27 protein-coding genes and 2 pseudogenes are annotated in these 25,104 nt (G+C 63.6%); 16 read left to right on the forward strand and 13 right to left on the reverse strand.

All coding sequences use genetic code 11. The annotated features are described in order from the left end of the window. The first annotated feature begins 324 nt into the window (after positions 1–324). Both EJ077_RS32465 and EJ077_RS31235 read left to right on the forward strand, forming a co-directional pair. Complete coding sequence (locus EJ077_RS32465; protein ID WP_245458818.1) at positions 325–408, forward strand: hypothetical protein; 84 nt, start codon at positions 325–327, stop codon at positions 406–408. A gap of 274 nt (positions 409–682) precedes the next feature. Next, a complete protein-coding gene (locus EJ077_RS31235; RefSeq protein WP_208698888.1) occupies positions 683–1,423 on the forward strand; it encodes a hypothetical protein in 741 nt (246 codons plus the stop codon). A gap of 141 nt (positions 1,424–1,564) precedes the next feature. On the opposite strand, the gene acnA is transcribed toward EJ077_RS31235, so the two are convergent. Further along, a complete protein-coding gene (acnA, locus tag EJ077_RS31240) occupies positions 1,565–4,255 on the reverse strand; it encodes an aconitate hydratase AcnA (RefSeq protein WP_210212147.1) in 2,691 nt (896 codons plus the stop codon). Positions 4,256–4,535: 280 nt separating this feature from the next. On the opposite strand from acnA, the gene ccmA reads away from it, so the two are divergent. The 4 genes from ccmA (at position 4,536) to EJ077_RS31260 (ending at position 6,890) form a co-directional block, all read left to right on the forward strand. Next, positions 4,536–5,144 (forward strand): heme ABC exporter ATP-binding protein CcmA, encoded by a 609-nt coding sequence (gene ccmA, locus EJ077_RS31245; protein ID WP_208703186.1) that lies wholly within the window; start codon positions 4,536–4,538, stop codon positions 5,142–5,144. 208 nt (positions 5,145–5,352) lie between these two features. Further along, complete coding sequence (gene ccmB, locus EJ077_RS31250; RefSeq protein ID WP_208698892.1) at positions 5,353–6,018, forward strand: heme exporter protein CcmB; 666 nt, start codon at positions 5,353–5,355, stop codon at positions 6,016–6,018. A gap of 132 nt (positions 6,019–6,150) precedes the next feature. Then, positions 6,151–6,315 (forward strand): heme exporter protein CcmD, encoded by a 165-nt coding sequence (ccmD, locus tag EJ077_RS31255; RefSeq protein ID WP_208698894.1) that lies wholly within the window; start codon positions 6,151–6,153, stop codon positions 6,313–6,315. Next, positions 6,312–6,890, forward strand: coding sequence for a DsbE family thiol:disulfide interchange protein (locus tag EJ077_RS31260; RefSeq protein WP_208698896.1), 579 nt, complete (start codon positions 6,312–6,314; stop codon positions 6,888–6,890). The genes ccmD and EJ077_RS31260 overlap by 4 nt, the downstream gene beginning before the upstream one ends. Positions 6,891–7,138: 248 nt before the next feature. On the opposite strand, the gene EJ077_RS31265 is transcribed toward EJ077_RS31260, so the two are convergent. Next, on the reverse strand, positions 7,139–7,306 hold the full coding sequence (locus EJ077_RS31265; RefSeq protein ID WP_023774506.1) for a hypothetical protein: 168 nt from the start codon (positions 7,304–7,306) through the stop codon (positions 7,139–7,141). Between the two features lie 251 nt (positions 7,307–7,557). Here EJ077_RS31265 and EJ077_RS31270 point away from each other — a divergent pair. Next, a pseudogene (locus EJ077_RS31270) lies at positions 7,558–8,475 on the forward strand (SMP-30/gluconolactonase/LRE family protein); the annotation flags it as partial. Positions 8,476–8,639: 164 nt separating this feature from the next. After that, the gene (locus tag EJ077_RS31275) at positions 8,640–8,849 is read left to right on the forward strand and encodes a tautomerase family protein (RefSeq protein WP_208698898.1); all 210 of its coding nucleotides are present in this window, start codon (positions 8,640–8,642) and stop codon (positions 8,847–8,849) included. A gap of 172 nt (positions 8,850–9,021) precedes the next feature. On the opposite strand, the gene EJ077_RS31280 is transcribed toward EJ077_RS31275, so the two are convergent. The 10 genes and pseudogenes from EJ077_RS31280 to EJ077_RS31325 all read right to left on the reverse strand — a co-directional run bounded on the left by EJ077_RS31280 (position 9,022) and on the right by EJ077_RS31325 (position 17,715). Then, positions 9,022–9,552, reverse strand: coding sequence for an NADPH-dependent FMN reductase (locus EJ077_RS31280; RefSeq protein ID WP_208698900.1), 531 nt, complete (start codon positions 9,550–9,552; stop codon positions 9,022–9,024). A 36-nt stretch (positions 9,553–9,588) separates the two neighbouring features. Continuing rightward, entirely contained in the window at positions 9,589–10,209 is a 621-nt protein-coding gene (locus tag EJ077_RS31285; RefSeq protein WP_208698902.1) for a pyridoxamine 5'-phosphate oxidase family protein, read from the reverse strand. Positions 10,210–10,280: 71 nt separating this feature from the next. After that, positions 10,281–10,955, reverse strand: a complete 675-nt coding sequence (locus EJ077_RS31290; RefSeq protein WP_208698903.1) for a septation protein A — start codon at positions 10,953–10,955, stop codon at positions 10,281–10,283. Between the two features lie 57 nt (positions 10,956–11,012). Beyond that, positions 11,013–12,023 (reverse strand): annotated as a pseudogene (ftsY, locus tag EJ077_RS31295) (signal recognition particle-docking protein FtsY); the annotation flags it as partial. A gap of 918 nt (positions 12,024–12,941) precedes the next feature. Beyond that, entirely contained in the window at positions 12,942–14,267 is a 1,326-nt protein-coding gene (gene mtaB / locus EJ077_RS31300; protein WP_208698905.1) for a tRNA (N(6)-L-threonylcarbamoyladenosine(37)-C(2))-methylthiotransferase MtaB, read from the reverse strand. Next, a complete protein-coding gene (gene dapF / locus EJ077_RS31305) occupies positions 14,267–15,151 on the reverse strand; it encodes a diaminopimelate epimerase (protein ID WP_208698907.1) in 885 nt (294 codons plus the stop codon). Before dapF ends, mtaB begins: the two co-directional genes overlap by 1 nt. A 92-nt stretch (positions 15,152–15,243) precedes the next feature. Next, on the reverse strand, positions 15,244–15,405 hold the full coding sequence (locus EJ077_RS31310) for a DUF1328 family protein (protein WP_136092668.1): 162 nt from the start codon (positions 15,403–15,405) through the stop codon (positions 15,244–15,246). Positions 15,406–15,482: 77 nt separating this feature from the next. After that, entirely contained in the window at positions 15,483–15,986 is a 504-nt protein-coding gene (locus EJ077_RS31315; protein WP_245458589.1) for a sugar O-acetyltransferase, read from the reverse strand. A gap of 76 nt (positions 15,987–16,062) precedes the next feature. After that, on the reverse strand, positions 16,063–16,629 hold the full coding sequence (locus tag EJ077_RS31320; protein ID WP_208698911.1) for a hypothetical protein: 567 nt from the start codon (positions 16,627–16,629) through the stop codon (positions 16,063–16,065). Between the two features lie 75 nt (positions 16,630–16,704). Continuing rightward, a complete protein-coding gene (locus tag EJ077_RS31325) occupies positions 16,705–17,715 on the reverse strand; it encodes an MBL fold metallo-hydrolase (protein WP_208698913.1) in 1,011 nt (336 codons plus the stop codon). A 211-nt stretch (positions 17,716–17,926) separates the two neighbouring features. Here EJ077_RS31325 and EJ077_RS31330 point away from each other — a divergent pair, with 211 nt between their 5' ends. The 3 genes from EJ077_RS31330 to zapE all read left to right on the forward strand — a co-directional run bounded on the left by EJ077_RS31330 (position 17,927) and on the right by zapE (position 20,374). Next, positions 17,927–18,367 carry a hypothetical protein gene (locus EJ077_RS31330; RefSeq protein ID WP_208698915.1) on the forward strand — a complete coding sequence of 147 codons (441 nt, stop codon included), beginning with the start codon at positions 17,927–17,929 and terminating at the stop codon, positions 18,365–18,367. Between the two features lie 140 nt (positions 18,368–18,507). Next, positions 18,508–19,047, forward strand: coding sequence for a protease inhibitor Inh/omp19 family protein (locus tag EJ077_RS31335; protein WP_140510339.1), 540 nt, complete (start codon positions 18,508–18,510; stop codon positions 19,045–19,047). Positions 19,048–19,159: 112 nt separating this feature from the next. Next, on the forward strand, positions 19,160–20,374 hold the full coding sequence (gene zapE, locus EJ077_RS31340; RefSeq protein ID WP_208698916.1) for a cell division protein ZapE: 1,215 nt from the start codon (positions 19,160–19,162) through the stop codon (positions 20,372–20,374). A 22-nt stretch (positions 20,375–20,396) separates the two neighbouring features. Here zapE and EJ077_RS31345 read toward each other — a convergent pair whose 3' ends face one another. Next, positions 20,397–20,825, reverse strand: coding sequence for a GNAT family N-acetyltransferase (locus EJ077_RS31345; RefSeq protein WP_208698918.1), 429 nt, complete (start codon positions 20,823–20,825; stop codon positions 20,397–20,399). Between the two features lie 215 nt (positions 20,826–21,040). On the opposite strand from EJ077_RS31345, the gene mdh reads away from it, so the two are divergent. From mdh to sucD, 5 genes are read left to right on the forward strand one after another with little or no spacing between them, the layout of a single operon-like run. Then, positions 21,041–22,009, forward strand: coding sequence for a malate dehydrogenase (gene mdh, locus EJ077_RS31350; RefSeq protein ID WP_208698920.1), 969 nt, complete (start codon positions 21,041–21,043; stop codon positions 22,007–22,009). A gap of 46 nt (positions 22,010–22,055) precedes the next feature. Further along, positions 22,056–23,249: an ADP-forming succinate--CoA ligase subunit beta gene (gene sucC / locus EJ077_RS31355; RefSeq protein ID WP_208698922.1), complete on the forward strand. Its 1,194-nt coding sequence runs from the start codon at positions 22,056–22,058 to the stop codon at positions 23,247–23,249. Between the two features lie 4 nt (positions 23,250–23,253). Further along, entirely contained in the window at positions 23,254–23,625 is a 372-nt protein-coding gene (locus EJ077_RS31360; protein ID WP_208698924.1) for a cupin domain-containing protein, read from the forward strand. A gap of 3 nt (positions 23,626–23,628) precedes the next feature. Next, complete coding sequence (locus EJ077_RS31365) at positions 23,629–24,126, forward strand: DUF1579 family protein (protein ID WP_208698926.1); 498 nt, start codon at positions 23,629–23,631, stop codon at positions 24,124–24,126. 12 nt (positions 24,127–24,138) lie between these two features. Then, positions 24,139–25,041, forward strand: coding sequence for a succinate--CoA ligase subunit alpha (sucD, locus tag EJ077_RS31370; RefSeq protein WP_208698928.1), 903 nt, complete (start codon positions 24,139–24,141; stop codon positions 25,039–25,041). The last annotated feature ends 63 nt before the right edge of the window (positions 25,042–25,104 follow it).

The raw sequence follows: 25,104 nt of genomic DNA on the forward strand, positions 1-25,104 counted from the left end.
TATGTGGCAGAACGGGAAGTCAACGGGAAGTCACGTTGCAGTGAAATTTTACCGCCGCAACGGTGAGGTAAGGCCGCAATAGGAGAAGCCACTGCATTTCAAGGCGTGGTTCGATTCGGCGGCGGCATCATTCCCATGTGGCAGGTTCTCCTCACCCCCGTCGATATCTATTGCGAGCGAACCGGCCGTGGACTTTGGTCCGAGCCGGTCGATGCTTTGACGGACCTTGCCTTCATCGCCGCGGGACTGTGGGGAATAGGGCGGTAAGCCGAATTGAAGCGGAAGGGTGTCACCTATGCCCAGCTTGCGGAAAAGCTGGCGGCTATGGACATTCACGAAACCGGGCGTAACTTGAACAACAAAATAAGCCGGGGGGCTTTAGTGCAGCGTTCTTACTGCAATGCTTAGAGGCTATAGGGGCATCCTCATTGCGGCTTGCGGAGTAGTTTTACTCGGAGCTGCTTCACCACCAGAAAGCGGCGGGCAAACAGAACAGACCAAGCCCGAACAACACCAACAGACCGCGCCTAGTCCGCCGCCAGTAAGTCAGCCTCCAGTCGAGAGCGCCGACAAACCCGAAAACTCCAATCCACCCTGCGAGGCCGGACAAGACAATCGCAATTCCGACCTTTGCGCCCAATGGAAGGCTGCCGATGCCGCCAAGGAATCGGCGGATTGGACCATGCGTTCCTACTGGCTGATCTTCGCCGGCACCGTTGTAGGCGCTTTCACACTGTTCGCCGCCATAGCCGCCGCCCTGTATGCGAGAGAGGCCGCTAAGCATACCGAAACTGGATCCATTCAAGCCGAACGTAGCGCCAAGGCGGCGGAAGACGCTATCGTTGCCAGTCGTGAAATCGGCGAAGCTCAAGCCCGCGCCTACATTTCCGTTACCAAAGCTTGGTTCGAAAACAACGCGAAGGCTTTGCCGAAAATCATCATCCAAGTAAGAAACTCGGGCCAAAGCCCAGCTTACGACTTGAGGGCTGTCTACCGCGCCTGCACCGAGCCGATCAGTGTCGAGCCTGTTCTTAAGCCCCTCAAAGTCAATTCCTTTCCATTGACTGATTTGTGGCCCGCTGGAGCCGATGAAATTTTGGCTTTCGGAATCCACCCCGATGAAGTGGTCGACCAGACTGGCAAGGGCGCGCCCGGCAAGAGCTTCGCCATGGTAGAATTGATTCTTGAGTATCAGACGGTTTTTGACCGGCTGCGCCAGCGGGTCGATATGGACACTGCCGTTCGGTTGTTGATCCCCAACGTTCCAAAGTGGTCCCCCAGCCTCGATCAGCTCAAACTCCCACGCCATCCGGTTGCCGTAATGACCAGCTTCACCGCCGGCTGGATCCATGAGTACCGACAAACTTTGAGCAAGGGTCGCGTTATCAAGAAAGACGAGCCAGAGACAGATGGCAACGCGTAGCGCCATCACCGCGCCACCCCAAGGTTTCCGGGGTTTGGTGCGTTTGCTACATAAGACCGGAGTAGGGGAGTAGGGGAGTAGGGGAGTAGGTTACCCGTTTCCGGCTTGGTTTTCTTATTCCTACTCCCTTACTCCTACTTTCTACGCTGCCAGATCGCGCAGCACGTATTGCAGGATGCCGCCGTTCTTGAAGTAGTCGAGCTCATCCAGTGTATCGATGCGGCAGATGATCGGCACGTTCTTCACGCTGCCGTCGCCATAGGTGATCTTGGCGGTCATCGTCTGGCGCGGCTTGATGGCGCTCAAGCCATCGATCTCGACCAGCTCGTCGCCCTTGAGGTTGAGCGAGGCCCAGGAGGTGCCTTCCTCGAAGACGAAGGGGATGACGCCCATGCCGACCAGGTTCGAACGGTGGATGCGCTCGAAGGACTGGGCGATGACGGCGCGGACACCAAGCAGGTTCGTGCCCTTGGCCGCCCAGTCGCGCGACGAGCCGTTGCCGTATTCGACGCCGGCGAAGATGACCAGCGGCACGCCTTCCTTCTTGTATTCCATCGCCGCGTCGTAGATCGATTCCTCTTCCTTCGTGGGATAGTGGATGGTGTAGCCGCCCTCGCGGCCATTCTCGCCCAGCATGTGGTTGCGGATGCGGATGTTGGCGAAGGTGCCGCGCATCATCACCTCATGGTTGCCGCGCCGCGTGCCGTACTGGTTGAAGTCGGCGACGCCGACGCCATGGTCGGTGAGGTATTTGCCGGCCGGCGAGGCGGCCTTGATCGACCCGGCGGGCGAGATGTGATCGGTGGTGATCTTGTCGCCGAACAGGCCGAGCACGCGGGCGCCCTTGATGTCGCTGATCTTGCCAAAACCTGATGTCATGCCGGCGAAGTAGGGCGGGTTCTGCACATAGGTCGAATTGTTGTCCCAGGCATAGGTCTGGCCTTCCGGCGCCTTGACGTTCTGCCAGTACTCGTCGCCCTTGAAGACGTCGGCATATTTGCGGGCGAACAGCTCGCGGGTGACGTTCTTCTCGATGAACTCCTGGATCTCGGCCGAGCTTGGCCAGATATCCTTGAGGTAGACCGGATTGCCGTTCTTGTCGTCGCCGAGCGGCTCTGATGTCAGGTCCTTGGTGACGGTGCCGGCGAGCGCGTGGGCGACGACCAGCGGCGGCGAGGCGAGGTAGTTCGCCTGCACGTCGGGCGAGACGCGGCCTTCGAAGTTGCGGTTGCCGGAGAGCACGGCGGCGGCGATCAGGCCTTTGTCGTTGATGGTCTTGGAGATCGGCGCCGGCAGTGGGCCGGAATTGCCGATACAGGTGGTGCAGCCGAAGCCCACCAGGTTGAAGCCGATCTGGTCGAGCTCCTTCTGCAGGCCCGACTTTTCCAGATATTCGGCCACCACCTGACTGCCGGGGGCCAGCGAGGTTTTTACCCACGGCTTCTGCTTCAAGCCGAGGCGGTTGGCGTTGCGGGCAAGCAAGCCGGCGCCGATCAGCACGCTCGGGTTCGAGGTGTTGGTGCAGGACGTGATGGCGGCGATGACGACGTCGCCATGGCCGAGGTCATGGTCGGTGCCTTCGACGGCGTAGCGCTTGGAGATTTCCGCCGCCTTCTTGTACTCGGTGTCCATCGCCTTGGCGAAGCCGGCCGGAATGCCTTCGAGCGCGACACGGCCTTCCGGGCGCTTGGGGCCGGCCATGGACGGCACGACGCTGTCGAGTTCCAGTTCGAGCAGGTCGGTGAAGACCGGGTCGGCGGAGCCGGCCTCACGCCACATGCCTTGCGCCTTGGAATAGGCCTCGACCAAGGCGATGCGGTCCTCGCTGCGGCCCGACATTGTGAGGTAGCGGATGGTTTCCGAATCGACCGGGAAGAAACCGCAAGTGGCGCCGTATTCGGGCGCCATGTTGCCGATGGTGGCGCGGTCGGCCAGCGTCATGTTGGACAGACCGGGCCCGAAGAACTCGACGAACTTGCCGACGACGCCCTTCTTGCGCAGCATCTGGGTGACGGTGAGCACGAGGTCGGTGGCGGTGACGCCCTCCTTGAGCTTGCCGGTGAGGCGGAAGCCGATAACTTCGGGCAACAGCATGGAAACCGGCTGGCCGAGCATGGCCGCCTCGGCTTCGATGCCGCCGACGCCCCAGCCGAGCACGCCAAGGCCGTTGATCATGGTGGTGTGCGAATCGGTGCCGACGCAGGTGTCGGGATAGGCTGTGGTTTCGCCGTCCTCGGTGTTGGTCCACACGACCTGGCCGAGATATTCGAGGTTGACCTGGTGGCAGATGCCGGTGCCGGGCGGCACGACGCGGAAGTTGCGGAACGCCTGCTGGCCCCATTTCAGGAACTTGTAGCGCTCTTCGTTGCGCTCGTATTCGAGCTCGACATTGCGGGCGAAGGCCATCGGCGTGCCGAACTCGTCAACGATGACCGAATGATCGATTACGAGGTCGACCGGGACCAGCGGGTTGATCTTCTGCGGATCGCCGCCGAGCGAAGCCATGGCGTCACGCATGGCGGCGAGATCGACCACGGCCGGGACGCCGGTGAAATCCTGCATCAGGACGCGGGCCGGGCGATAGGCGATCTCGACGCCGGCTGTGCCCTTGTCGGTCAGCCAGCCGGCCACCGCCTGGATCGACTCCTTGGTGACGGAGCGGCCATCCTCGTTGCGCAGCAGGTTTTCCAGCAGCACCTTCATCGAATAGGGCAGCTGGGCAATGCCGGTGAGGCCGTTCTTCTCGGCCTCGACGAGGTCGAAATAGACATATTCGGCGTCGCCCGCTTTCAGCGTACGGCGGCAATTGAAACTGTCGAGGGATTTTGACACGTGCGATCCTTGTCTGTTCAGCCTGAAAGGGAACGGACGCCGATGGCATGCAATCACGCGCAAAGGTGCGGGTACGGCCATTTCCGCTGTCCGCTCCCAAGCAACCCGAGCCGTTCAAGGCGGCGCGTGCGCTGGTTCGGCGCTAATTCTGTTCCCGTGCCGACCGCTGGCACGGATGACCCGCATATAGAGAATTTCTGGAATAGTTCTAGACAGTTGCAAAGCAAATTTGTGCGATGCGGCAGCGACCGTGCCGCTTCGTTCGAGGGACAGGCAAGGGATGCGGCTGATCGCCGAAAATCTGGGCGGCGAGCGCGGCGGCGAGGCGGTGTTTTTCGGCATCGGGTTTGCATTGGAAGCCGGGCAGGCGCTGGTCGTCACCGGGCCGAACGGCTCGGGCAAATCGACCTTGCTCAGGGTGGTCGCCGGGCTGCTGCCGAAAGCCGGAGGCCGTCTGCTGCTCGAAGACGGCGGCGACGAATTCCCCTCGATCGCCTCTGCCTGCCACTATCTCGGCCATCAGAACGCAATGAAGACGGCGCTGAGCGTAACGGAGAATTTACGCTTCTGGCGGGAGTTCCATGGCGAAGGCCGGCTCGGTGTCGAGGAGGCGCTGGAAACGGTCGGGCTGGGCGGCATCGGCCATTTGCCGTTCGGCTATCTCTCGACCGGGCAAAGGCGTCGCGCGGCGATCGCCAAGCTTTTGGTCAGCCACCGGCCGCTGTGGCTGCTCGATGAGCCGACGGCGGGTCTGGACAAGGCTTCGGAGGGGCGGTTTGCGGGGTTGATGCGCGGGCACTTGGGGGATGGAGGGATGGTCGTTGCGGCAACGCATCTGCCGCTGGGATTGGAAGGGGCGCGCGAGCTGCAAATGAGGGTAGGCCATTGATTTCCGTGCTCTACGGCGCCCCCTCTGGCCTGCCGGCCATCTCCCCCACGAGGGGGAGATTGGTGGCTTCGGCGCCTCGCTCATCTTGGCGACGCTAGTGATTGGCGAAAGCCGAACCGACGGCTGATCTCCCCCTCGTGGGGGAGATGTCCGGCAGGACAGAGGGGGGCGTGACGGAACGCCTTCTTCAACCGGGGACCACGTCGTAATGTGGTCCCTCTTAGCCCGCGACATCCGCCTCAATATCCGCGCCGGCGGTGGCGCGTTGACCGGCGTTATCTTCTTCCTTGCCGTCATCGCCACCATCCCGTTCGGCGTCGGGCCGGACCTCAAGCTCTTGGCCCGGATCGGCCCTGCGATCCTGTGGATCGGGGCGCTGCTTGCCTGCCTGCTCGGGCTCGACCGGCTGTTCCAGGCCGACCGCGAGGACGGCTCGCTCGACCTGCTGGTGCTCGGCCACGACCGGCACATGCTGGCGCTGACGATGCTGGTGAAATGCGTCGCGCACTGGGCGGGCAGCGTCTTGCCGCTGGTGGTCGCCGCGCCCCTGCTCGGCCTGTTCATGAATATGGAACCGCTCGCCATCGGCGCCACGGCGCTGACGCTTCTGGTCGGTACGCCGGCCATCACCTTCATCGGCGCCGTGGGCGCCGCGGTGGCGGTGGCGCTGCCGCGCGGCGGGCTGTTGATCTCGGTGCTGGTGCTGCCGCTGACCATCCCGGTGCTGATCTTCGGTGTTTCGGCGAGCTACGGCGCGACGGCCAATCCGGACCCGTTCCTGCAACCTTTCCTCATTCTTGCCGCGCTGACCTTGTTTCTTGCGGTGCTGGGCCCCGTGGCCGCGGCGCTGGCGCTGCGCCATGGGACGGATTGAGGCGGCCACGAGCGGCAGAGGCTGCGGCGCGGCGGCAGATTGCGCGGCCAGTGGCGCGAGGTTAAGGGAAGGCATGAGCGAGCGCAGCGAACGGATCGGGTTGGCGAGCGGCATGCCAAGGAGGCGGCCGGCATGAGCCCGCACGCACTCTACGTCACCGCCGCCTACGCCATCACCGCGATCGTGCTGGCCGGGTTGATCGGCTGGATCCTGCTTGACCAGCGGGCACGCAAGCGCGAACTCGCCGAACTCGAGGCGGCCGGGGTGCGCCGCCGTTCCGACAAGGCCAAGCCATGAGCACAGAAACGGAAACGCCGCCACCCAGCCGCCGCCTGTTCGTGCTTCTGCCGCTGCTGATCTTCCTCGGCCTGGCTGGCCTGTTCCTGTCGCAGCTCCTGTCGGGACGCGATATTTCGGAAGTGCCCTCGGCGCTCATCGGCCTGCCGGCGCCGCAGACCAGTCTGCCGGCGCTGGAGGGATCAAACCTGCCGGGGCTCGATTCGAAAGCCTTCGCCGGCAAGGTTACGCTGGTCAACGTCTTTGCGTCGTGGTGCGCGCCGTGCCGCGAAGAGCACCCGGTGCTTCTGGCGCTGGCGCAGGACAAGCGGTTCACGATGGCGGCGCTGAATTACAAGGACCGGCCGGAAAACGCCCGGCGCTTCCTAGGCGACCTCGGTAATCCGTTCCAGGCGATCGGCGTCGACGAAGCCGGCCGCACGGCGATCGACTGGGGCGTCTATGGCGTGCCGGAAACCTTCGTCATCGGCAAGGATGGCAAGATCGCTTATAAGCATGTCGGCCCGCTGACCGCGGAGTCGGCGAGGACGCTGCTGCTGCCGCAGATCGAGAAGGCGCTGACAGTGCCGAATTAAACGGCGCCAACGTTCCGCTTCGTCATTCCAGGGCGAAGCAAGGAGCGAAGCGACGCGGCGCAGACCCTGGAATCCATGCCGTGAGGTTGGCCGAGGGATGCCGCGGATCAGGTTAGAAGCCGATTGCGGCACCAGGCAGAAATTCTGGACCGTTGCGACGCTTGTAGGTCACGGCATGGATCCTTGGGTCTTCGCTCCGCTTCGCGAAGCTACGCCCAAGGATGACGACCGCGTCTGGGTGGCCTAACTCAGCCGTAGATCTGCTTGTGGATCTGGTAGAGCATTTCCGAGCGGTCGGCGCGCATGTCGGCGAGGTCGCGGCTGGAGAAGCTGTCGATTTCGGCGACGAGGCGGTTGTAGTGCTTGCGCTTGGCGATGCTGCTGCGAGCGCGGGTCATGAGGTCATTGAAGATCATAGCAAGGTTCCTTCTGTGCCGCATTCTCGCGGCGGGTTCTTCCTCCCTTGATCGATACGGAACATGACATAGTAATGGTGCATTGCAAAAAGAAGATGTTGCAATGCACCATTGCACTGCGCGCATAGCCGGTTAATGGCATCGTAAGGAATGTCCCGACCGTTTTGTCTTACAAATTGCTGATACCCCGTCTTGCCAGATCGATCGCGGGCTGGCTTGATCCGGCGTCACGTGATGCCGGGAGGAAATGCATGGCGGCCGCAGACTATTACGAAATTCTCGATCCGCGTTTCGCGCGCCTGTTCAATGGCAGCGCGCAAGTGGAGAAACTGTTCACTGGCTGCCGCTGGGCGGAAGGGCCGGCCTGGTTCGCCGCCGGCCGCTATGTCGTATGGTCGGACATTCCGAACAACCGCATGCTGCGCTATGACGAAACCGACGGCAGCGTCAGCGTGTTCCGCCAGCCATCCGGCAATTCCAACGGCAACACCGTCGACCGGCAGGGCCGGCTCGTCACCTGCGAGCATTCGGGCCGCCGCGTCAGCCGCACCGAGCATGATGGCTCGGTCACCACCATCGCCGCCAAATGGAAGGGCAAGCGGCTGAACTCGCCCAACGATGTGGTGGTGAAGTCCGACGGCTCGGTCTGGTTCACCGATCCCAGCTACGGCATCGACACCGACTATGAGGGCGACAAGGCCGAGAGCGAGATCGGCGCCTGCCATGTCTACCGGGTCGATCCCGACACGGGCGAGGTCGAGGCCGTGATCACCGACATGGTCAGGCCGAACGGGCTCGCCTTTTCGCTCGACGAAAGCCTGCTCTATGTCGTCGACACCGGGCGCACGCATGGTGCGCAGAATCCGGCGCATATGCGGGTGTTCAATGTCGGCAAGCACGGGAAGAAGGTTTCCGGCGACAAGGTGTTCGCCGACTGCACATCAGGTCTGTTCGACGGCTTCCGGCTCGACGCGGAGGGGCGCATCTGGACCAGCGCCTTCGACGGCATTCATTGCTACGACCCGGACGGCACGCTGATCGGCAAGGTCAAGGTGCCGGAGGTGACCGCCAATTGCGTGTTCGGCGGCGCCAAGCTGAACTGCCTCTACATCGCCGGCACCACCTCGCTCTATTCGGTGCGGCTGATGGTGAATGGGGCCAAGACTTTTGAGGCTGCTCGCAACTTTTCTCTGGCGGCCCTTGGTGGCGCTTCTGCGGATAGCTGCGGCGCCTGTTTCGCTGCGGCTTCTGCAGCCGCCATTATTTGCTCCGCCGGAGCGGAGTTCGAAGCAGTCCGCCGATGGTATCAGGCACAAATCAAGGGGAGGACGTCATGCCATTCGTCAACATCCGCATCGTCAAGGAAGTGATCGCCGCCGATCCGGCAGGCAAGAAGGCTGACATCGCCAGGAAAGTCACTGCGGCCATAGTGGATGCCACCGGACTCGGCAATGACGATGTCTGGGTGGTCTTCGAAGAGGTCAACGCGCGCGACTGGTATGTCGGCAAGACCGATGTCGAGACGTTGCGGGGGAAGAAATAGGGCGGTTTTTCCTTCGCCCCTTGTGGGAGAAGGTGGATCGGCGCGCAGCGCCGAGACGGTCGAGGGGTGGGTGCCGGAGCGCCGTCGGTGCCAAGCTGGAGCACCCCTCATCCGACCGAGCTTCGCTCGGCCACCTTCTCCCACAAGGGGAGAAGGAAGAGCGTCGCGCCGCTCATCGCGAGCGGATGAAGTCCGCGAAAGCCGAAAGCGCGTCGCGCATAGCCAGCACGTTCGCCTGCTCCGCCAGTATGCCCGCCACCTCCGGCGGCTTCTTGCCCAGCAGGGCGATCTCCAACCCACCATCATACAGCTCGAACGACATGGTCCGCATGATCTCCGCGAGCGCCGCTCGGGCATGGAGCGAGCGTGGCGAGGCGTGGGCCAGCATGGCCGGCTTGCCGACGGCGGCGTCGCGCGAGACCAGCCAGTCGAGCGCGTTCTTCAGTCCGCCCGGCACGCCATGCGCATATTCGGGGCAGGAGACGATGACGCCGTCGGCGCGGGTGACGGCATCGATTAGGTCAGAGGCGTCACGTGGCGTCCGCTCGCCCTCGTCGTCGGGGTTGAAGATCGGCAGGCGGCCAAGTCCGTCATAGACGGTGACCCGACAGCCCTCGGGCGCGTTCAGCGCCAATGCCGCGACCAGGGCCGAATTGGTGGAGGCCGCGCGCAGGCTGCCTGAGATGGCAAGAAGATGGAGCAAGGCGGATAGATCCGGGCGAATCGTGGGCCGAAAACCCTACCACATCGTCTGCTTGTACTCGTCGTCCAGCCAGCGATCGGTCGCCTCGGCCGAATCGGCCAATGCCAGCTGGTCGCGCAGGATCTGGCCGAGCGTCGGCAGCGTCGCACGGTCGTACCAGCTCTCGGGCTTCCACAGATCGGAGCGCATGAAGGCCTTGGCGCAATGCATGTAAGCCGCCTTGACAGCGACCACGATGACGCTTTGCGGCTCCTTGCCGTCGACCGCGAGGCGCTCGCGCAAAGTGGCATCCACGGTGATGCGGGCCTCGCCATTGACGCGCAGCGTCTCGTTCATGCCCGGGATGAGGAAGAGCAGCCCGACCGAGGGATTGCGCAGGATGTTCTCCAGCGTATCCAGCCGGTTGTTGCCGGGCCGGTCGGGGATGGCGATCGTCTTCTCGTCGAGAATGGCGGTGAAACCGGGCTTGTCGCCTTTCGGGGTAACGTCGGCATTGCCTTCGCCATCGGACGATCCGATCAGCACGAACGGGCTCTTGCCGATGAAGGAGCGGCAATGGCCGTCGAGCGCCGTCAACTCCTTGCGGATCGAGCCGTCGGTCGGGCGCGGCGTCTTGTAGATCGTCCGCAGCTCTTCCTGGGTGGTGACGAATTCCATGGCTCTCCCCTTTTGTCTGTCTCGACGCAATTCCGGACGGAAAACCGCTACACACTTTTCCTGGAATTGCTCTATTTGCCGGCTTTCTCTTCCCCGCCGGTCTTGTCGTCGAGCGAATGGCGCAGGATCAGCGGCATCTGGCTGAAGGTGAACAGAAGCGTGATCGGCATGATGCCCCAGACCTTGAAGGTAACCCAGGCGTCGGTGGAAAAATTGCGCCAGACCACTTCGTTGACGATGGCCAGGAACAGGAAGAACAGGCCCCAGCGGAAGGTGAGCTTGCGCCAGCCTTCGGCATCGAGTTTGAAGGCGGACTCGAAGACATAGCCGAGCAGCGAGCGGCCGAAAAACAGGCCGCCGAGCAGCACGCCGCCGAACAGCGTGTTGACGATGGTCGGCTTCATCTTGATGAAGATGTCGTCCTGCAGATAGAGCGTCAGCGCGCCGAAGATGAAAACGACGACGCCCGACACCATCGGCATGATCGGCAAGGTGCGGGTGAGCAGCCATGAGGCGATCAACGCGATCGCGGTCGCGGCCATGAACAGGCCGGTGGCGACGAAGATCGGACCGCCGAATTCGGCCAGCACGGGAAATTTCTGCGTCAGCCACTCGCCGCGCGCATTGGCGAAGAAGAACACCATCAAGGGCCCGAGCTCCAGCGCCAGCTTGAGCAGAGGGTTGATGCCTTCCTTCTTCTCTTTCTGCGGGTCGGACGGATCGCGTTCGAGAATGGGTGGGTTCATGATTTCCTTCTAACGCACAATCCAAACCGGAAGCCTCACTTCCGGCATCGTGCCTGTTCAAGCCACTCCAGCGATCGCCCTGGCGAATTCGCTTGCGGAAAACGGTTCGAGGTCGTCGACTTGCTCGCCGACGCCGATGAAATAGACCGGCAATTTGTGCTTTGCCGCGATCGCCACCAGAATACCGCCGCGCGCCGTGCCGTCCAGCTTGGTCATCACCAGGCCGTTGACGCCGGCGACGTTGCGGAAGATCTCGACCTGGTTGAGCGCGTTCTGGCCGGTGGTGGCGTCGACCGTCTGCAGCACGGTGTGCGGCGCTTCCGGGTCGAGCTTGCCAAGCACGCGGACGATCTTTTCCAGCTCCGCCATCAGTTCGGTCTTGTTCTGCAACCGGCCGGCGGTGTCGATGATCAGCACGTCGGAACCCGCCTCCTTCGCCTTCTCGAAGGCGTCGTAGGCAAGGCCGGCGGCATCGGCGCCGAGCTTGGAGGCAATGACGGGCGATTTCGTGCGTTCGCCCCAGATCTTCAGCTGTTCGATGGCGGCGGCGCGGAACGTGTCGCCGGCGGCCAGCATCACCGAGAGGCCGCCATCGGTCAGCTTGGCGGCGAGCTTGCCGATCGTCGTGGTCTTGCCGGTGCCGTTGACGCCGACCACCAGGATGACATGCGGCTTGTGCGACAAATCGAGCTCGAGCGATTTTGCGACAGGAGCGAGCACCTTCTCCACCTCGGCCGCCATGACGGCGCGCACCTCGGTATCGGAAACATCCTTGCCGTAACGGCTCGAGGCCAGTGAATCGGTGACGCGCAGCGCCGTTTCCACGCCTAGATCGGCGCGGATCAGCACATCCTCCAGGTCCTGCAGCGTCTCCTCGTCCAGCTTGCGCTTGGTGAAGACGCCGGCGATGTTGCCGGTCAGCTCGCGCGACGACCGCGCAAGCCCGTCCCGCATGCGCTGGAACCAGGACCGCCTCGGCGCCGGCTCCGGCGCCTTCTGCACTTCGGCCTTCTGCTCGACCTTCTTGGAGACGGTCACCTTGCCGGGAGCGGGTTTGGGCTCCGGGGCGGGTTGTGGGATCGATTGAGGCTCGGGCGCGATCTCGGCAATGACCGGCTGGGTTTCGACGGGTGCCGGCTGGCGGATAGGTGACGCGATTTCCGCTGGTGGAGCGGTTTCGATCGGAGATGGGATGGTTTCCGCAGGCTGGCGCTGCCCCTCACCCTTACCCTCTTCCCGTGAAGGACGGGGAGAGGGGGCGTCAGCGTCGAGCTTTTTTCTTTGACGCCGCCAAGAGGGGCGCCGGCATCGCGATCAGCTTCCTTCTCCCCGTCCCTATACGGGGAGAAGATGCCGGCAGGCGGATGAGGGGCAGCGCCGGCCTCTGAAGTCGGCTGCTCGGAGGCGGCCATCGAGGGCGGGGCTTCAACCGGCGACGCCGGCGGCACTTCGACTGGCGGCGTCGGCACTTCGACGGGCGCGGGTTCCGGTTGCCTCTCCGGACGCGATGGAACGATCTCGGGCTCCGATGGTGCGGGCGGAATCTCCCCCGGCCGCTGTTCGGGCGTGGGCTCCGGAACGACGGTGGGCGGCGGGACTTCTTCGGGTGCCGGCGGTTCAGGCGTCTGGGGCGGGGCTGCGGGTTTCTCTTCCGGCGCAGGCTCCGGCTGCCGTTCCGGTTCTGAGGGAACGGTAGGCTCCGGCGTGGGCGGAATGGTCGGGACAGGTTCGGGCTTGGGCTCCTCGGGCTCCGGTCCAGGCGCGGCCTCGAGCGGAGCAGGCACGGCCGCCGGCGCGGCTTTCGCCACAGCCTCCTCGCGCTTCAAAAACTCCGGCACGGCCTGCTCGGCCGCGGGCTTCAGCGCGTCGAGCTGGTCCCATTTGATCGGCGGCAACGGGGCGGTTTCGTCGATGCGCTCCTCGACGACCTCCTTCTTGCCGAACGAAAATATCTTCTTGAAAAAACCAGCCATGCTTTTGCGTTTCTCAGGCGGCGCGGGCGGCAAGGGGAGCGGCTGTCAGCCGCGCGCCATCGTGGCCGGTTATTTCAGCTTCGACGATCTCTCCCGGCGCGCCGGTGGCGAGTGCGGCAAGCGTGAACCCTTCAGTGCGGCCAAGGCCGTCGCGCTCGATCAGGATCGACTGGCGGCTGCCGGCGAGCGAAGACAGATGGCGCTGGTAGGCCGCTTCGCCGGCGGCGCGCAGCCGGGCGGCGCGCTGCTTGACCATCTCGCGGCGAACCTGCGGCATGCGGGCGGCTGGAGTGCCTTCGCGCGGTGAAAACGGGAAGACGTGGAGATGGGTCAGGCCGCATTCCTCGACGATTTTTTCGGAATTCTCGAACATGGCGTCGGTTTCGGTCGGGAAGCCGGCGATGATGTCGGCGCCGAAAACAACGTCGGGACGCAGCTTGCGCACATCCTCGCAAAAGCGGATCGACTGGTCGCGCAGATGCCTTCGCTTCATGCGCTTCAGGATCATGTCGTCGCCCGACTGCAGCGATAGATGCAGATGCGGCATCAGCCGCGGCTCGGTGGCGATGGCGTCGAGCAAGTCCTCGTCGGCCTCGATCGAGTCGATGGAGGACAGCCTGAGCCGCTTTACGTCGGGCACCTGCCTGAGGATGGTCTTCACAAGCTTGCCGAGCTTCGGCGCACCCGGCAGGTCGGCGCCGAAAGACGTCATGTCGACGCCGGTCAGCACGATCTCGGCATAGCCGTTGCCCGCCAGCCGCTTGACCTGCTCGACCACGGCGCCCATCGGCACCGAGCGCGAATTGCCGCGGCCATAGGGGATGATGCAGAAGGTGCAGCGGTGGTCGCAGCCGTTCTGCACCTGCACGAAGGCACGTGCCCGGCCCTCGATGGCGTCGACCATGTGGCCGGCGGTCTCGCGCACCGAGAAGATGTCGTTGACGCGCGCCTTCTCGGTGTCGTTGACACCGAAATCGGGCAGCGCGCGATAGGAATTCGCCTTGAGCTTTTCCTCATTGCCGAGCACGAGATCGACCTCGTCCATGGCGGCGAATTTTTCGGGCTCGGTCTGCGCGGCGCAGCCGGTGACGATGATGCGCGCGGCCGGGTTGTCGCGGCGCGCCTTGCGGATCGCCTGCCTGGCCTGGCGCACCGCTTCGCCGGTGACGGCACAGGTGTTGAAGATGACGGCGCCGCCGTCGAGCGCGCCGAGGCCCGCACTTTCGGCCTCGCGCCGCATCACCTCGGACTCGTAGGTGTTGAGACGGCAGCCGAAGGTCACTACGTCGATGCGGCCGGGCTGCTTCGCCACGTCGACGTCCTTGGCAAGAGCGGACATCAGGCCGCGCTTTCGGTGTCGCGGACCCATTGTCCGGTCGACGGATCGAAGCTGCCGGAAAATTCCCATTCGGCCGCGCCGGTCAGGATGACGTGGTCGTCATCGCGCCATTCGACATGCAGCGTGCCGCCGCCAGGCGTCAGCAGGTTGACGCTGCGGCCCGTGCGCCGGGTGCGGGCCGCTGCAACGACAGCCGCGCAGGAGGCGGTGCCGCAGGCCTTGGTCAGGCCGGCGCCGCGCTCCCAGGTGCGGATGATCATGCTGTCGGGCGAGGTCACCTGCGCGATGGTAATGTTGGCGCGCTCGGGAAAGATCGGATGGTTTTCCAGCAGCGGGCCGAAACGGTCGAGTTCATAAGTCCAGACGTCGCCGTCGACCCAGAAGATGGCGTGCGGGTTGCCCATCGAGACGGCGGAAGGCGAATGCAGCACAGGCGCGTCGATCGGGCCGACCTGCAACTCGATCATGCGAGTGTCGCGGAACTCCTCGGCCAGAGGAATGTCGCGCCAGCCGAAGCGCGGCGTGCCCATGTCGACAGAGATCGAGCCATCGGCGTGTTCGCGAGCATTGAGGATGCCGGCCACGGTCTCGAAGGTGAAGGTCTTCTCGCCGGTCTCGGCGGCCAGTGCCTGGACGACGCAGCGCATGCCGTTGCCGCAGGCCTGCGCGCCCGACCCGTCGGAATTCAGGATGTCGACGAAATAGGCGGTGCCTGGCGTCCTGGCGTCGTGGATCGCCATAATCTGGTCGAATCGCGTCGCGGCGTCGCCATTGAGCGCGATGGCGGCCGCGGCCGTCACCCGATCCGCACGGCCACGCATGTCGGCAACGATGATCTCGTTGCCGATGCCGTTCATCTTGGCGAAAGGGGCCGTGCCTGCCATTGCTCCGAAAATTCCATGTCCGTTCGGCGCTATATGGCGGAAACGGGCAGGAATTACCAGTGCGCAGCCGCTTTCACGCGGAGGCGCCGGACTTACGTCACCGCGAAGACCCCCAGCAAGATCAACAGGAAAATGACGAGCACGATGCCGATGAGAATGCGCGCGCCCGTGGCTGCGGCGCCGGCTAGCGCCGGCATGCCGAGCAGGCTCGCCGCGGCGGCGACGATCAGAAGAATGATGATCCATTTGAGCATGGAAATGCCTCGCAAGCCGAACACATTGAAACCGATTGAAAAACGCGGCTGTCGCGCTTGGGTTCCCGAAGCGTGATTCAGTCGACGCCAATCGAACGAATGACCCGCGCGGGATTTCCGCCGACAAGGGTATTGGGGGGAACGTCCCTGGTGACCACTGAACCGGCGGCGACCACCGCGTTTTCGCCAACCGTCACCCCGCCGATAACGATCGCACCGGCCGCGATCCAGACGTTTCTCCCGATGGCGATGGGTTTTCTGGTCGTGACGGCTCGGCGCTGCGATGGGTCAAGCGGATGCCCCGCCGTGATGATGCTCACATTTGGCCCGATCATCACATCGTCGGCGATGTCGAGACCGCCGAGGTCATAGAAAGTGCAGTTCTGGTTGATGAAGACATTGCGCCCGACACGGATCTCGTCGCCCCCGGCCGTATAGAATGGCGGGATCAGCAAGAAGCTTTCGTCCACCTCCTTGCCGATGAGCTGGCTGAACAAGGCCCTGACTTCGTCCGCATCGTCGAACGTCAAACGGTTGAGCCGGGCGGTGATCGCCATCGCCCGTCTGACATTGGCCAGCATGGAAGCGGATTCCGGCGTCCCGCGGTGAATTATCCTTGTGCCGTCGCCAGCGGACATTTTCCAGGGACCGCCTTAGCTAGCCGGCGATCTCGACATCCGTGCCGAAGGGGGCCGTCTTGTTCGAATTCTCGTCATGCATGACGAAGTCGCAGCGGTACTTGCCGGGCGGCAGGCCGGTGAGGGAGAGGTCCAACTTGAAGAACAGTTCCCGGTTGTGCGAACGGGATGCGACCTGCACGCGGCCGATCTTTTCGAAGGTGCCAAGTTTTTCACCGGACTCGGAAAGGACGGTGAGGTCGACGGAGAGCGCGATCGAGCTGTTGCCAAGCCCGTCCGAGCCATAGCCGTAGCCGACCGGCTCCATGTAGAGAACGACCTGCTCGCCGGGTTTGTAGACATGGTTGGCGCGTTCGCTGTAAATGCCAAAGCCGGAGGCGCTATCCACTTGCTTGACGTTCATCACGCCAAGCGGCATCGCCTTCCAGAGCGCCTCCTCGGCGCTGTGGAATTTCTCCAGCGCACCGGCGCCCTCACCCGACTGGAGAAGTTTTTCGGCCTCGGCCGCCCGGTCGCTGATCTCGCCCGAGAAAGCCGCCGGCACCGAGACCGCCAGCGCCAAAAGACCCGCCATGATCGACTTCATCTGATTCCCCTATCTGTCTGGGGACGACCATCAGCGAAAACCATGGCAGCGTAAACGGTCATTCTGTCGAGGCCATCAAATCGGGGGCACGTCCCAGACCTCGCCGGGCCGCAAGGCGCGAAAGCGCTCCTGTGGGATGCCTCGGCCGTCCAGCGCCTCGGCCAGTTTCCGGACCGGCTCGTCGAATGGCTCGTCGGTGAGCTGGAAGGTGCCCCAATGGCAGCCGGCGGCGAAGGCGGCATTGCATAGCTTCATGCCTTGCACCGCTTCCTCGGGGTTCTGATGCTGCGGCGCCATGAACCAGCGTGGCTCGTAGGCGCCGATCGGCAGGATGGCGAAGCGGAAGCCGCCATGTTTTTCCGCCATCAGCCGGTAGTTGATGCCGTCGTGGAAGCCGGTATCGCCGGCGAAGTAGATCTTCCCGCCCGGTGTTTCGATGACGAAGCCGGACCACAACGCCATGCGCCGGTCGCGCGCCCCGCGCGCCGACCAATGATGCGCGGGCTCAACGTGGATGGCGGTGCCGTCGGAGATATCGATCCTGTCGCCCCAGTCGTGAGCGGAAAGCCGCATGCCAGGCACCGCGGCGGCGATGATGGCATCGTTGCCGAGCGGCGTCACCACCAGCGGATCGTGCTTCTCCTTCAGCTGCCTCAGCGTGGCAAGGTCGAGATGGTCATAGTGGTTGTGGCTGACCAGCACGACGTCGATCGCCGGCAGATCGTCAAAAGCGATGCCCGGCGGATTGACGCGCCTGGGTCCGGCAAAGGAGAACGGCGAGGTGCGCTCCGACCACACCGGATCGGTGAGGATGTTGAGCCCGGCGGTCTGGATCAGCAAGGTGGAATGGCCGACCATCGTCACGGTCAGATCGGTACCTTCGACCATCGCGGCCGGCTTTGCCTGCCCGAAGGGGCTCGGGCTGGCAGGCGGCCATTTCGCGCGTTGGCGGCTGAACTGCCATTTCAGCAGGTCCGCGAAGCGGCCGGGCATCCGGCCATCGGGATTGAAGAACAGGGTGCCGTCGAAATGATCGCTTGATGGGCCGCTATAGTAGCGGTTGGCGGCTTTCTGTCTCGCGGCCAAGGTCTGCGCTCCAGCGGGTTTCGGTGAACTCTTTGTTTTCACGCAATCCCTTGGGGAAAGCGCCACGCGGTTTTCCCGGGAAAACCGCTGCGCACTTTTCCTGGAACTGCTCTAGACATAAGCGCTGCCGCGGCTGGCGCAAGCGTTTGCCAGCCGAAGCCCAAGGGCGGCGAAGCGGCCTCGGCTAGGATCAGATCAGGAGGAAGGCGCCATGGCGATGAAGCGGACGAAGACGCCCTGGATGAAGGCCGAGGATTTCGGCCGTTCACTGCCGCGCGGCGTCGGCGTCAACCTGCTGGTGACCGACATGCCGGCCATGGAAGCCTTCTGCCGCGACGTGCTTGGCGCCCGCATCGTCTATGCCGACGAGGATTTCGCGGCGATCGAGCTTCTGGGATCGGTGTTCATGCTGCATGCCGACCATTCCTATCTCGACAATCCGATGACCGGCTCCATCATGGGCGCCGAGACTCGCGGTGCCGGCATCGAATTGCGCCTCTATGGCGCCGATCCCGACGCGATCGAGGCGGCGGCGCTGGATCATGGCCACATCGTGCTGGCCGGCGCCGTCGACAAGCCGCATGGTTTGCGCGAGTGCTATATCGTCGGGCCGGACGGATATGTGTTCGTCCCAAGTGCTGCCCTGGTGTAATGATTGCGATAAATTTGCAACAATCTTGCCGCAAACCCTATTTTAACCATATCGGGTTGAAATTTCGCCACCTTCTCCATCTTGGTGGAGGTGAGATTGCGCGGACGGCATCCCCCCAGCCGAATCCGACGGAGGTTGTAATGAATTTTTCGAAAGGCGGCCTGGTGGCCGTATCCCTGGCGGCGCTCGTTGCGAGCGGCTGCTCAACCTCGCGCTTCTCGTCGATGGACGACCAGCAGCCCGCCCCGCTGCAGCCGGCGCCTGCCGGCCAGGTAAGCTCGAATCAGCTGCCGCCGCCGGCGTCCCCCGGCACCACCGACCCGTCGCAATTCCCGACCGCGCCGGCAAACACGCAGGTTGCCTCGCTGCCGCCGGATGGCGCGGCGCCCGCGGGCGCCGCGGATCTCAACGCGGCAAGCGTCGCCGGTGTCTGGAACGTCAGCGTTTCCGGCCAGAGCTGCAAGGTGGCGACGCCACAGACCAAGTTCGGCGCCGGCTTCCGCGCCGGTCCGCTGCACTGCCCGGCGCCGATCGACGGCATCAAGTCGTGGAACGTCGCCGGCAAGCAGCTGACGCTTTATGACGAGAATGGCGGTTCGCTGGCACGTCTCTATTCGTCGGGCGGCTCGAAATTCGATGGCCAGACTTCCAACGGGCAACCGATCTCGCTTACAAGATAGGCTGGGGATGTCGATATTCAGGTGATGCCGCCTGCGAATAGCGGCTCGGCCTGACCTCAATCTCAACATACCTTCTCTCTTGAGCATCCTGCTCCGAACAACGACGTGACCGATGCATCTGCGTGACGGCCTCCAGACCCATGCGACCGTCCGGCAGCGCTACGACCGTCTGGTGGAAACCGGCGCGATCGAACGCGACCCCGCGCAGGAGGGGATCGCCACCGCGCTCGACCGGCTGACCGAGGAGATCTCGGCCAAGCGGCTGGCGCAAAAGTCCAGCGCGCTGGGCTGGCTGTTTGCCCGCAAGCGCGAGACGCAGGAGGCGGTCAAGGGCCTCTACATCCATGGCGGCGTCGGGCGCGGCAAGACCATGCTGATGGACATGTTCTTCGAGCTCTTGCCGGTCAGGCGCAAGCGCCGCGTCCATTTCAACGACTTCATGGCCGACGTGCAGGACCGCATCCAGAAGCACCGGCAGGCGCGCAAGGAAGGTACGGTCAGGGAAGACGATCCGATCCCGCCGGTGGCCAAGGCGCTCGCCGAGCAGGCCTGGGTGCTGTGCTTCGATGAATTCTCGGTCACCGACATCGCCGACGCCATGATCCTGTCCAGGCTGTTCTCGGCGCTGTTCGCCGGTGGGGTCGTGCTTGTCGCCACTTCGAACGTGGCGCCTGAAGACCTCTACCGTGACGGGTTGAATCGCCAGCTCTTCCTGCCGTTCATCGCCATACTGAAACGCCATGCTGAGGTGCTGTCGCTGGACAGCGACAAGGACTACCGGCTGGAAAAGCTTTCCCGCACGCCTGTCTACGTCATGCCGGCGGATGCTGCGGCCGACGAGGCGCTCGACGAGGCCTGGCAGGCGATGACGCACGGGGCGCCGACGGCCGAGACGTCGCTGACGCTGAAGGGCCGCAAGGTGGCCGTGCCGGCCGCCGCCGGCGATGCGGCGCGCTTCTCCTTCTCCGACCTCTGCGAAAAGCCGCTCGGCGCGCGCGATTACCTGGCGATCGCCGGCCGGTTTTCGACCGTCTTCATCGACCATGTCCCGGTGCTGGGCGAAGGCAAGCGCAACGAGGCCAAGCGCTTCATCCTGTTGATCGATACGCTCTACGACCATCATGTGCGCCTGGTGGTGAGCGCCGAGGCGCCGCCGCACGAGCTTTATGTGGCCAAGCGCGGCGTCGAGGTGTTCGAATTCGAGCGCACGGCCTCGCGCCTGATCGAGATGCAGAGCCGCGACTGGCTGGACGATTGGGCCGAGCGGCGGAAGGTGAAGGCTGCCGCGGCCGAGGCGTCACGGGCGCAGGCCACCATGCGACGGTAGCGGGGCTTCGATCGTCCCGCCGCTAAAGCCGATACACATACATCACAAAGCTCTCCGCCTCGGCATGCGGCTCCTTGCGCGCCTCGTAAAGCGCGCGGGCCGGCAGATTGTCGGGTTCGGTGCCCACCCAGGCCTCTTCGCAGCCATGCTCCCTGCCGAGCGCGAACATGGCGTCGAGCATCTTGCGCGCAATGCCCTGGCGCTGGAAGGCCGGCGAGACGCCGACTTCGTCGATGTAAAGTTCGATCGGCTTGTCCGGATGGCGGTGAATGACCGCCGCGCATTGGCCGACGACCAAGCCCTCGACCAGGGCGACGATCATGAAATGGCCCGATTGCGCGAGATAACTGGCCAGGCGCTCCGGCCGCACCGGCTCGTCGAACACGTCGTCGGCCACCCGCATCACAAGGGCGTCATCGCCGGGATAGAGCCTTCTGATCTCGACCGTCATTGTGTAAATTCTCCCAAGTCGGCTCACAAATTTTGACGTTTACGTAAATCCCAAACACTCTAACCGATTGAAAATGCAGGGGTTGAAATAATCGTTTGAATTTATTGCGCACCGGAGCTATTGGGTGCGGCGATATCAGCGGTTCCCCGCAGCATTCCGGCCTCTTCCTCGACGCCGTGTTGGCGCCGTCACAGACAAAGGGAAATCATCCTCACATGGCACGCAACAAGATAGCGCTTATCGGCTCTGGCATGATCGGCGGCACGCTCGCCCATATGATCGGCCTCAAGGATCTCGGCGACGTGGTCCTGTTCGATATTGCCGAGGGTATTCCGCAGGGCAAGGGGCTCGATATCGCGCAGTCATCGCCGGTCGATGGTTTCGATTCCCGGCTGACCGGCGTCAACGACTATGCCGGCATCGAGGGTGCTGACGTCTGCATCGTCACCGCCGGCGTGCCGCGCAAGCCGGGCATGAGCCGCGACGACCTGCTGGGCATTAACCTGAAGGTCATGGAACAGGTCGGCGCCGGGCTGAAGAAGTACGCGCCGAAGGCCTTCGTGATCTGCATCACCAATCCTCTGGACGCCATGGTGTGGGCGCTGCAGAAGTTTTCCGGCCTGCCCAAGACCCATGTCGTCGGCATGGCCGGCGTGCTGGACAGCGCGCGCTTCCGTTATTTCCTGGCCGAGGAATTCAAGGTCTCGGTCGAGGACGTCACCGCTTTCGTGCTCGGCGGCCACGGCGATTCCATGGTGCCGATGATCCGCTATTCGACGGTGTCGGGCATTCCGCTGCCCGACCTCGTCAAGATGGGCTGGACCTCGAAGGAAAAGCTCGACCAGATCGTGCAGCGCACCCGCGACGGCGGCGCCGAGATCGTCGGCCTGTTGAAGACTGGCTCGGCCTATTACGCACCGGCGGCCTCGGCCATCCAGATGGCCGAATCCTACCTCAAGGACAAGAAGCGCGTGCTGCCGTGCGCGGCGCACCTCTCCGGCCAGTATGGCGTCAAGGGCACCTATGTCGGCGTTCCCGTGGTCATCGGTGCCGGCGGCGTCGAGCGTGTCATCGAGATCGACCTCAACAAGGCCGAGCAGAAGATGTTCGAAAGCTCGGTGGCGACGGTGCAGGGCCTGACCGAAGCCTGCGTCAAGATCGCGCCGCAGCTCGCCTCGAAGTAAACCCCGCCCAAACGCCACCCCGGCAACGACCTGGAGATAGTTCCCAATGAACATCCATGAATATCAAGGCAAGGCGCTGCTGAAGAGCTTTGGCGCGCCGGTGGCCGAAGGCGTGCCGGTGTTCAAGGCAGGCGAGGCGGAAGCCGCCGCGCAAGCGCTGCCCGGCCCGCTCTATGTGGTGAAGAGCCAGATCCATGCCGGCGGCCGTGGCAAGGGCAAATTCAAGGAGCTCGGCCCCGACGCCAAGGGCGGTGTGCGGCTGGCCAAGTCGGTTGCCGAGGTGGTGGCCAACGCCAACGAGATGCTCGGCCACACGCTGGTGACCAAGCAGACCGGCCCGGCCGGCAAGCAGGTCAACCGTCTCTATATCGAGGACGGCGCCGATATCGAGCGCGAGCTTTATCTGTCGATCCTGGTCGACCGTTCGGTCGGCCGCATCGCCTTCGTCGTCTCGACCGAAGGCGGCATGGATATCGAAGCGGTGGCGCATGATACGCCGGAAAAGATCATCACCGTCGCCATCGATCCGGAAAAGGGCGTGACGGCTGATGACGTCAAGGCGCTCAATGGCGCGCTGAAGCTCGACGGCGACGCGGCCAAGGATGGCGGCACGCTGTTCCCGATCCTCTACAAGGCCTTTGTCGAGAAGGATATGAGCCTGCTCGAGGTCAACCCGCTGATCGTCATGAAGAACGGCCGGTTGCGCGTGCTCGACGCGAAAGTGTCGTTCGACAACAACGCACTGTTCCGTCACCCCGACCTGATGGAACTGCGCGACACCACCGAAGAGGACGAGAAGGAGATCGAGGCGTCGAAATACGACCTCGCCTATGTCGCGCTCGACGGCAATATCGGCTGTATGGTCAATGGCGCCGGCCTTGCCATGGCGACGATGGACATCATCAAGCTCTATGGCGCCGAACCCGCCAACTTCCTCGATGTCGGCGGCGGCGCGTCGAAGGAGAAGGTGACGGCGGCGTTCAAGATCATCACCAAGGACCCGGCGGTGAAGGGCATCCTGATCAACATCTTCGGCGGCATCATGAAGTGCGACATCATTGCCGAGGGCGTGATCGCTGCGGTCAAGGAAGTTGGCCTGAAAGTGCCGCTGGTGGTCCGCCTTGAAGGCACCAATGCCGAGCTCGGCAAGAAGATCATCAACGACAGCGGCTTGAATGTCGTCTCGGCCGACGATCTCGACGACGCGGCCAAGAAGATCGTCAAGGCGGTGAAGGGCTGAGCCGGTGCCTCCGCGCAAGATAAATCTGGTCGAGGCGGCGGATCAAAAGATCTCCAAGGTCTTCGATCCGCATGTCGCTGGCGACGTCAATGACAGCCAGGCCAAGGTCGCCAAGTTCGGCGAGGTCTTCGACTGGCACGCGCATGACAATGAGGACGAAGCTTTCCTGGTGCTGCGGGGCAGGATCGCCATCGATTTTCGCGACGGTCCGGTCGAACTCGGCGAGGGCGATTTCATCGTCGTGCCGCGCGGTGTCGAGCACCGGCCGCGCTCGCTGACATCAGAGCCGGTGGTGCTGATGTTCGAGCCGGCGACGACGCTCAACACCGGCAATGCCAAGAGCGATCTCACCGTCACCGACCTGAAGCGGCTCTGACCCATGAACGCGGCTTCCTTCTCTTCGCTCTCGGCCGATCACCAGCGCCTGCAGGCGCTGGTCGGTGCGTGGCGCGGCGAGGAAGAGGTGGCGGACACGCAATGGGCCGATGGCGGCGCGGCGACCAGCGAAGTGCTGGCGGAGGCACAGTTCGGCGGCCAGTTCGTGGTGCAGCGTTATCGCCAGCGCCGCGACGGCACGATTTCGTTTGGTTCGCACACCGTGTTTGGTTTCGACCAGCAAAACGGCGTCGTCACCATGCACCAGTTCGATTCGATGGGCTTCGTGCCGGTGTCGCCTGCCACCGGCATATGGAACGGCAGTGAACTCGACCTAGAACGGTCGTCGCCGCGCGGCTCTGCGCGCGTGACGTATATTTTCGACGATGACGACACCTACCGCATGCGACTGCAATTCAAACCCGCCGGCAGCGATGGCTGGCAAGACATGGTGAGCGGCGTCTACCGGCGCGTCTCGCCTTCCTCGATCAACGGTTTTTAGAAAAGGGCTCCGATGTCCATTCTCGTCGACAAGAACACCAAGGTGCTGGTGCAGGGCCTGACCGGCAAGACCGGCACGTTCCATACCGAACAGGCGCTGGCCTATCACGGGACAAAGATGGTCGGCGGCATCCATCCCAAGAAGGGCGGCGAGACCTGGACCGGCTCGAAGGGCGAGAGCCTGCCGATCTTCGCCACTGTCGCCGAAGGCAAGGAAAGGACGGGCGCCAATGCTTCCGTCATCTACGTGCCGCCGGCGGGTGCAGGCGAAGCCATCATCGAGGCGATCGAGGCGGAAATCCCGCTCATCGTCTGCATCACCGAAGGCATTCCGGTGATGGACATGGTCAAGGTCAAGGCGCGGCTCGACCGCTCCAAGTCGCGGCTGATCGGGCCGAACTGCCCGGGCGTGCTCACCCCCGACGAATGCAAGATCGGCATCATGCCCGGCAACATCTTCCGCAAGGGCTCGGTCGGCGTTGTTTCGCGCTCGGGAACACTTACCTATGAGGCTGTGTTCCAGACCACCAATGTCGGCCTTGGCCAGACCACCGCCGTCGGCATCGGCGGCGATCCCGTCAAGGGCACCGAGTTCATCGACATGCTCGAGATGTTCCTTGCCGACGACGAGACGAAGTCGATCATCATGATCGGCGAGATCGGCGGGTCGGCTGAGGAAGACGCCGCGCAGTTCCTCAAGGACGAAGCCAAGCGTGGCCGCAAGAAGCCGATGGCCGGCTTCATCGCCGGGCGCACCGCGCCGGCAGGCCGCACCATGGGCCATGCGGGCGCGGTCATCTCCGGCGGCAAAGGCGGTGCCGAAGACAAGATCGCGGCAATGGAATCGGCCGGCATCAAGGTGTCGCCCTCGCCGGCGCGGCTTGGCACGACGCTGGTTGAAGCCATCAAGGGCTGAATCTGGCGCCGGTTATGGAATGAGGGCCAACGACGGTTCGTTGGCTTTTGAGGGGACAAGAAG

It is taken from the genome of Mesorhizobium sp. M8A.F.Ca.ET.057.01.1.1, from assembly GCF_003952565.1.
Taxonomy (GTDB): Bacteria; Pseudomonadota; Alphaproteobacteria; order Rhizobiales; family Rhizobiaceae; genus Mesorhizobium.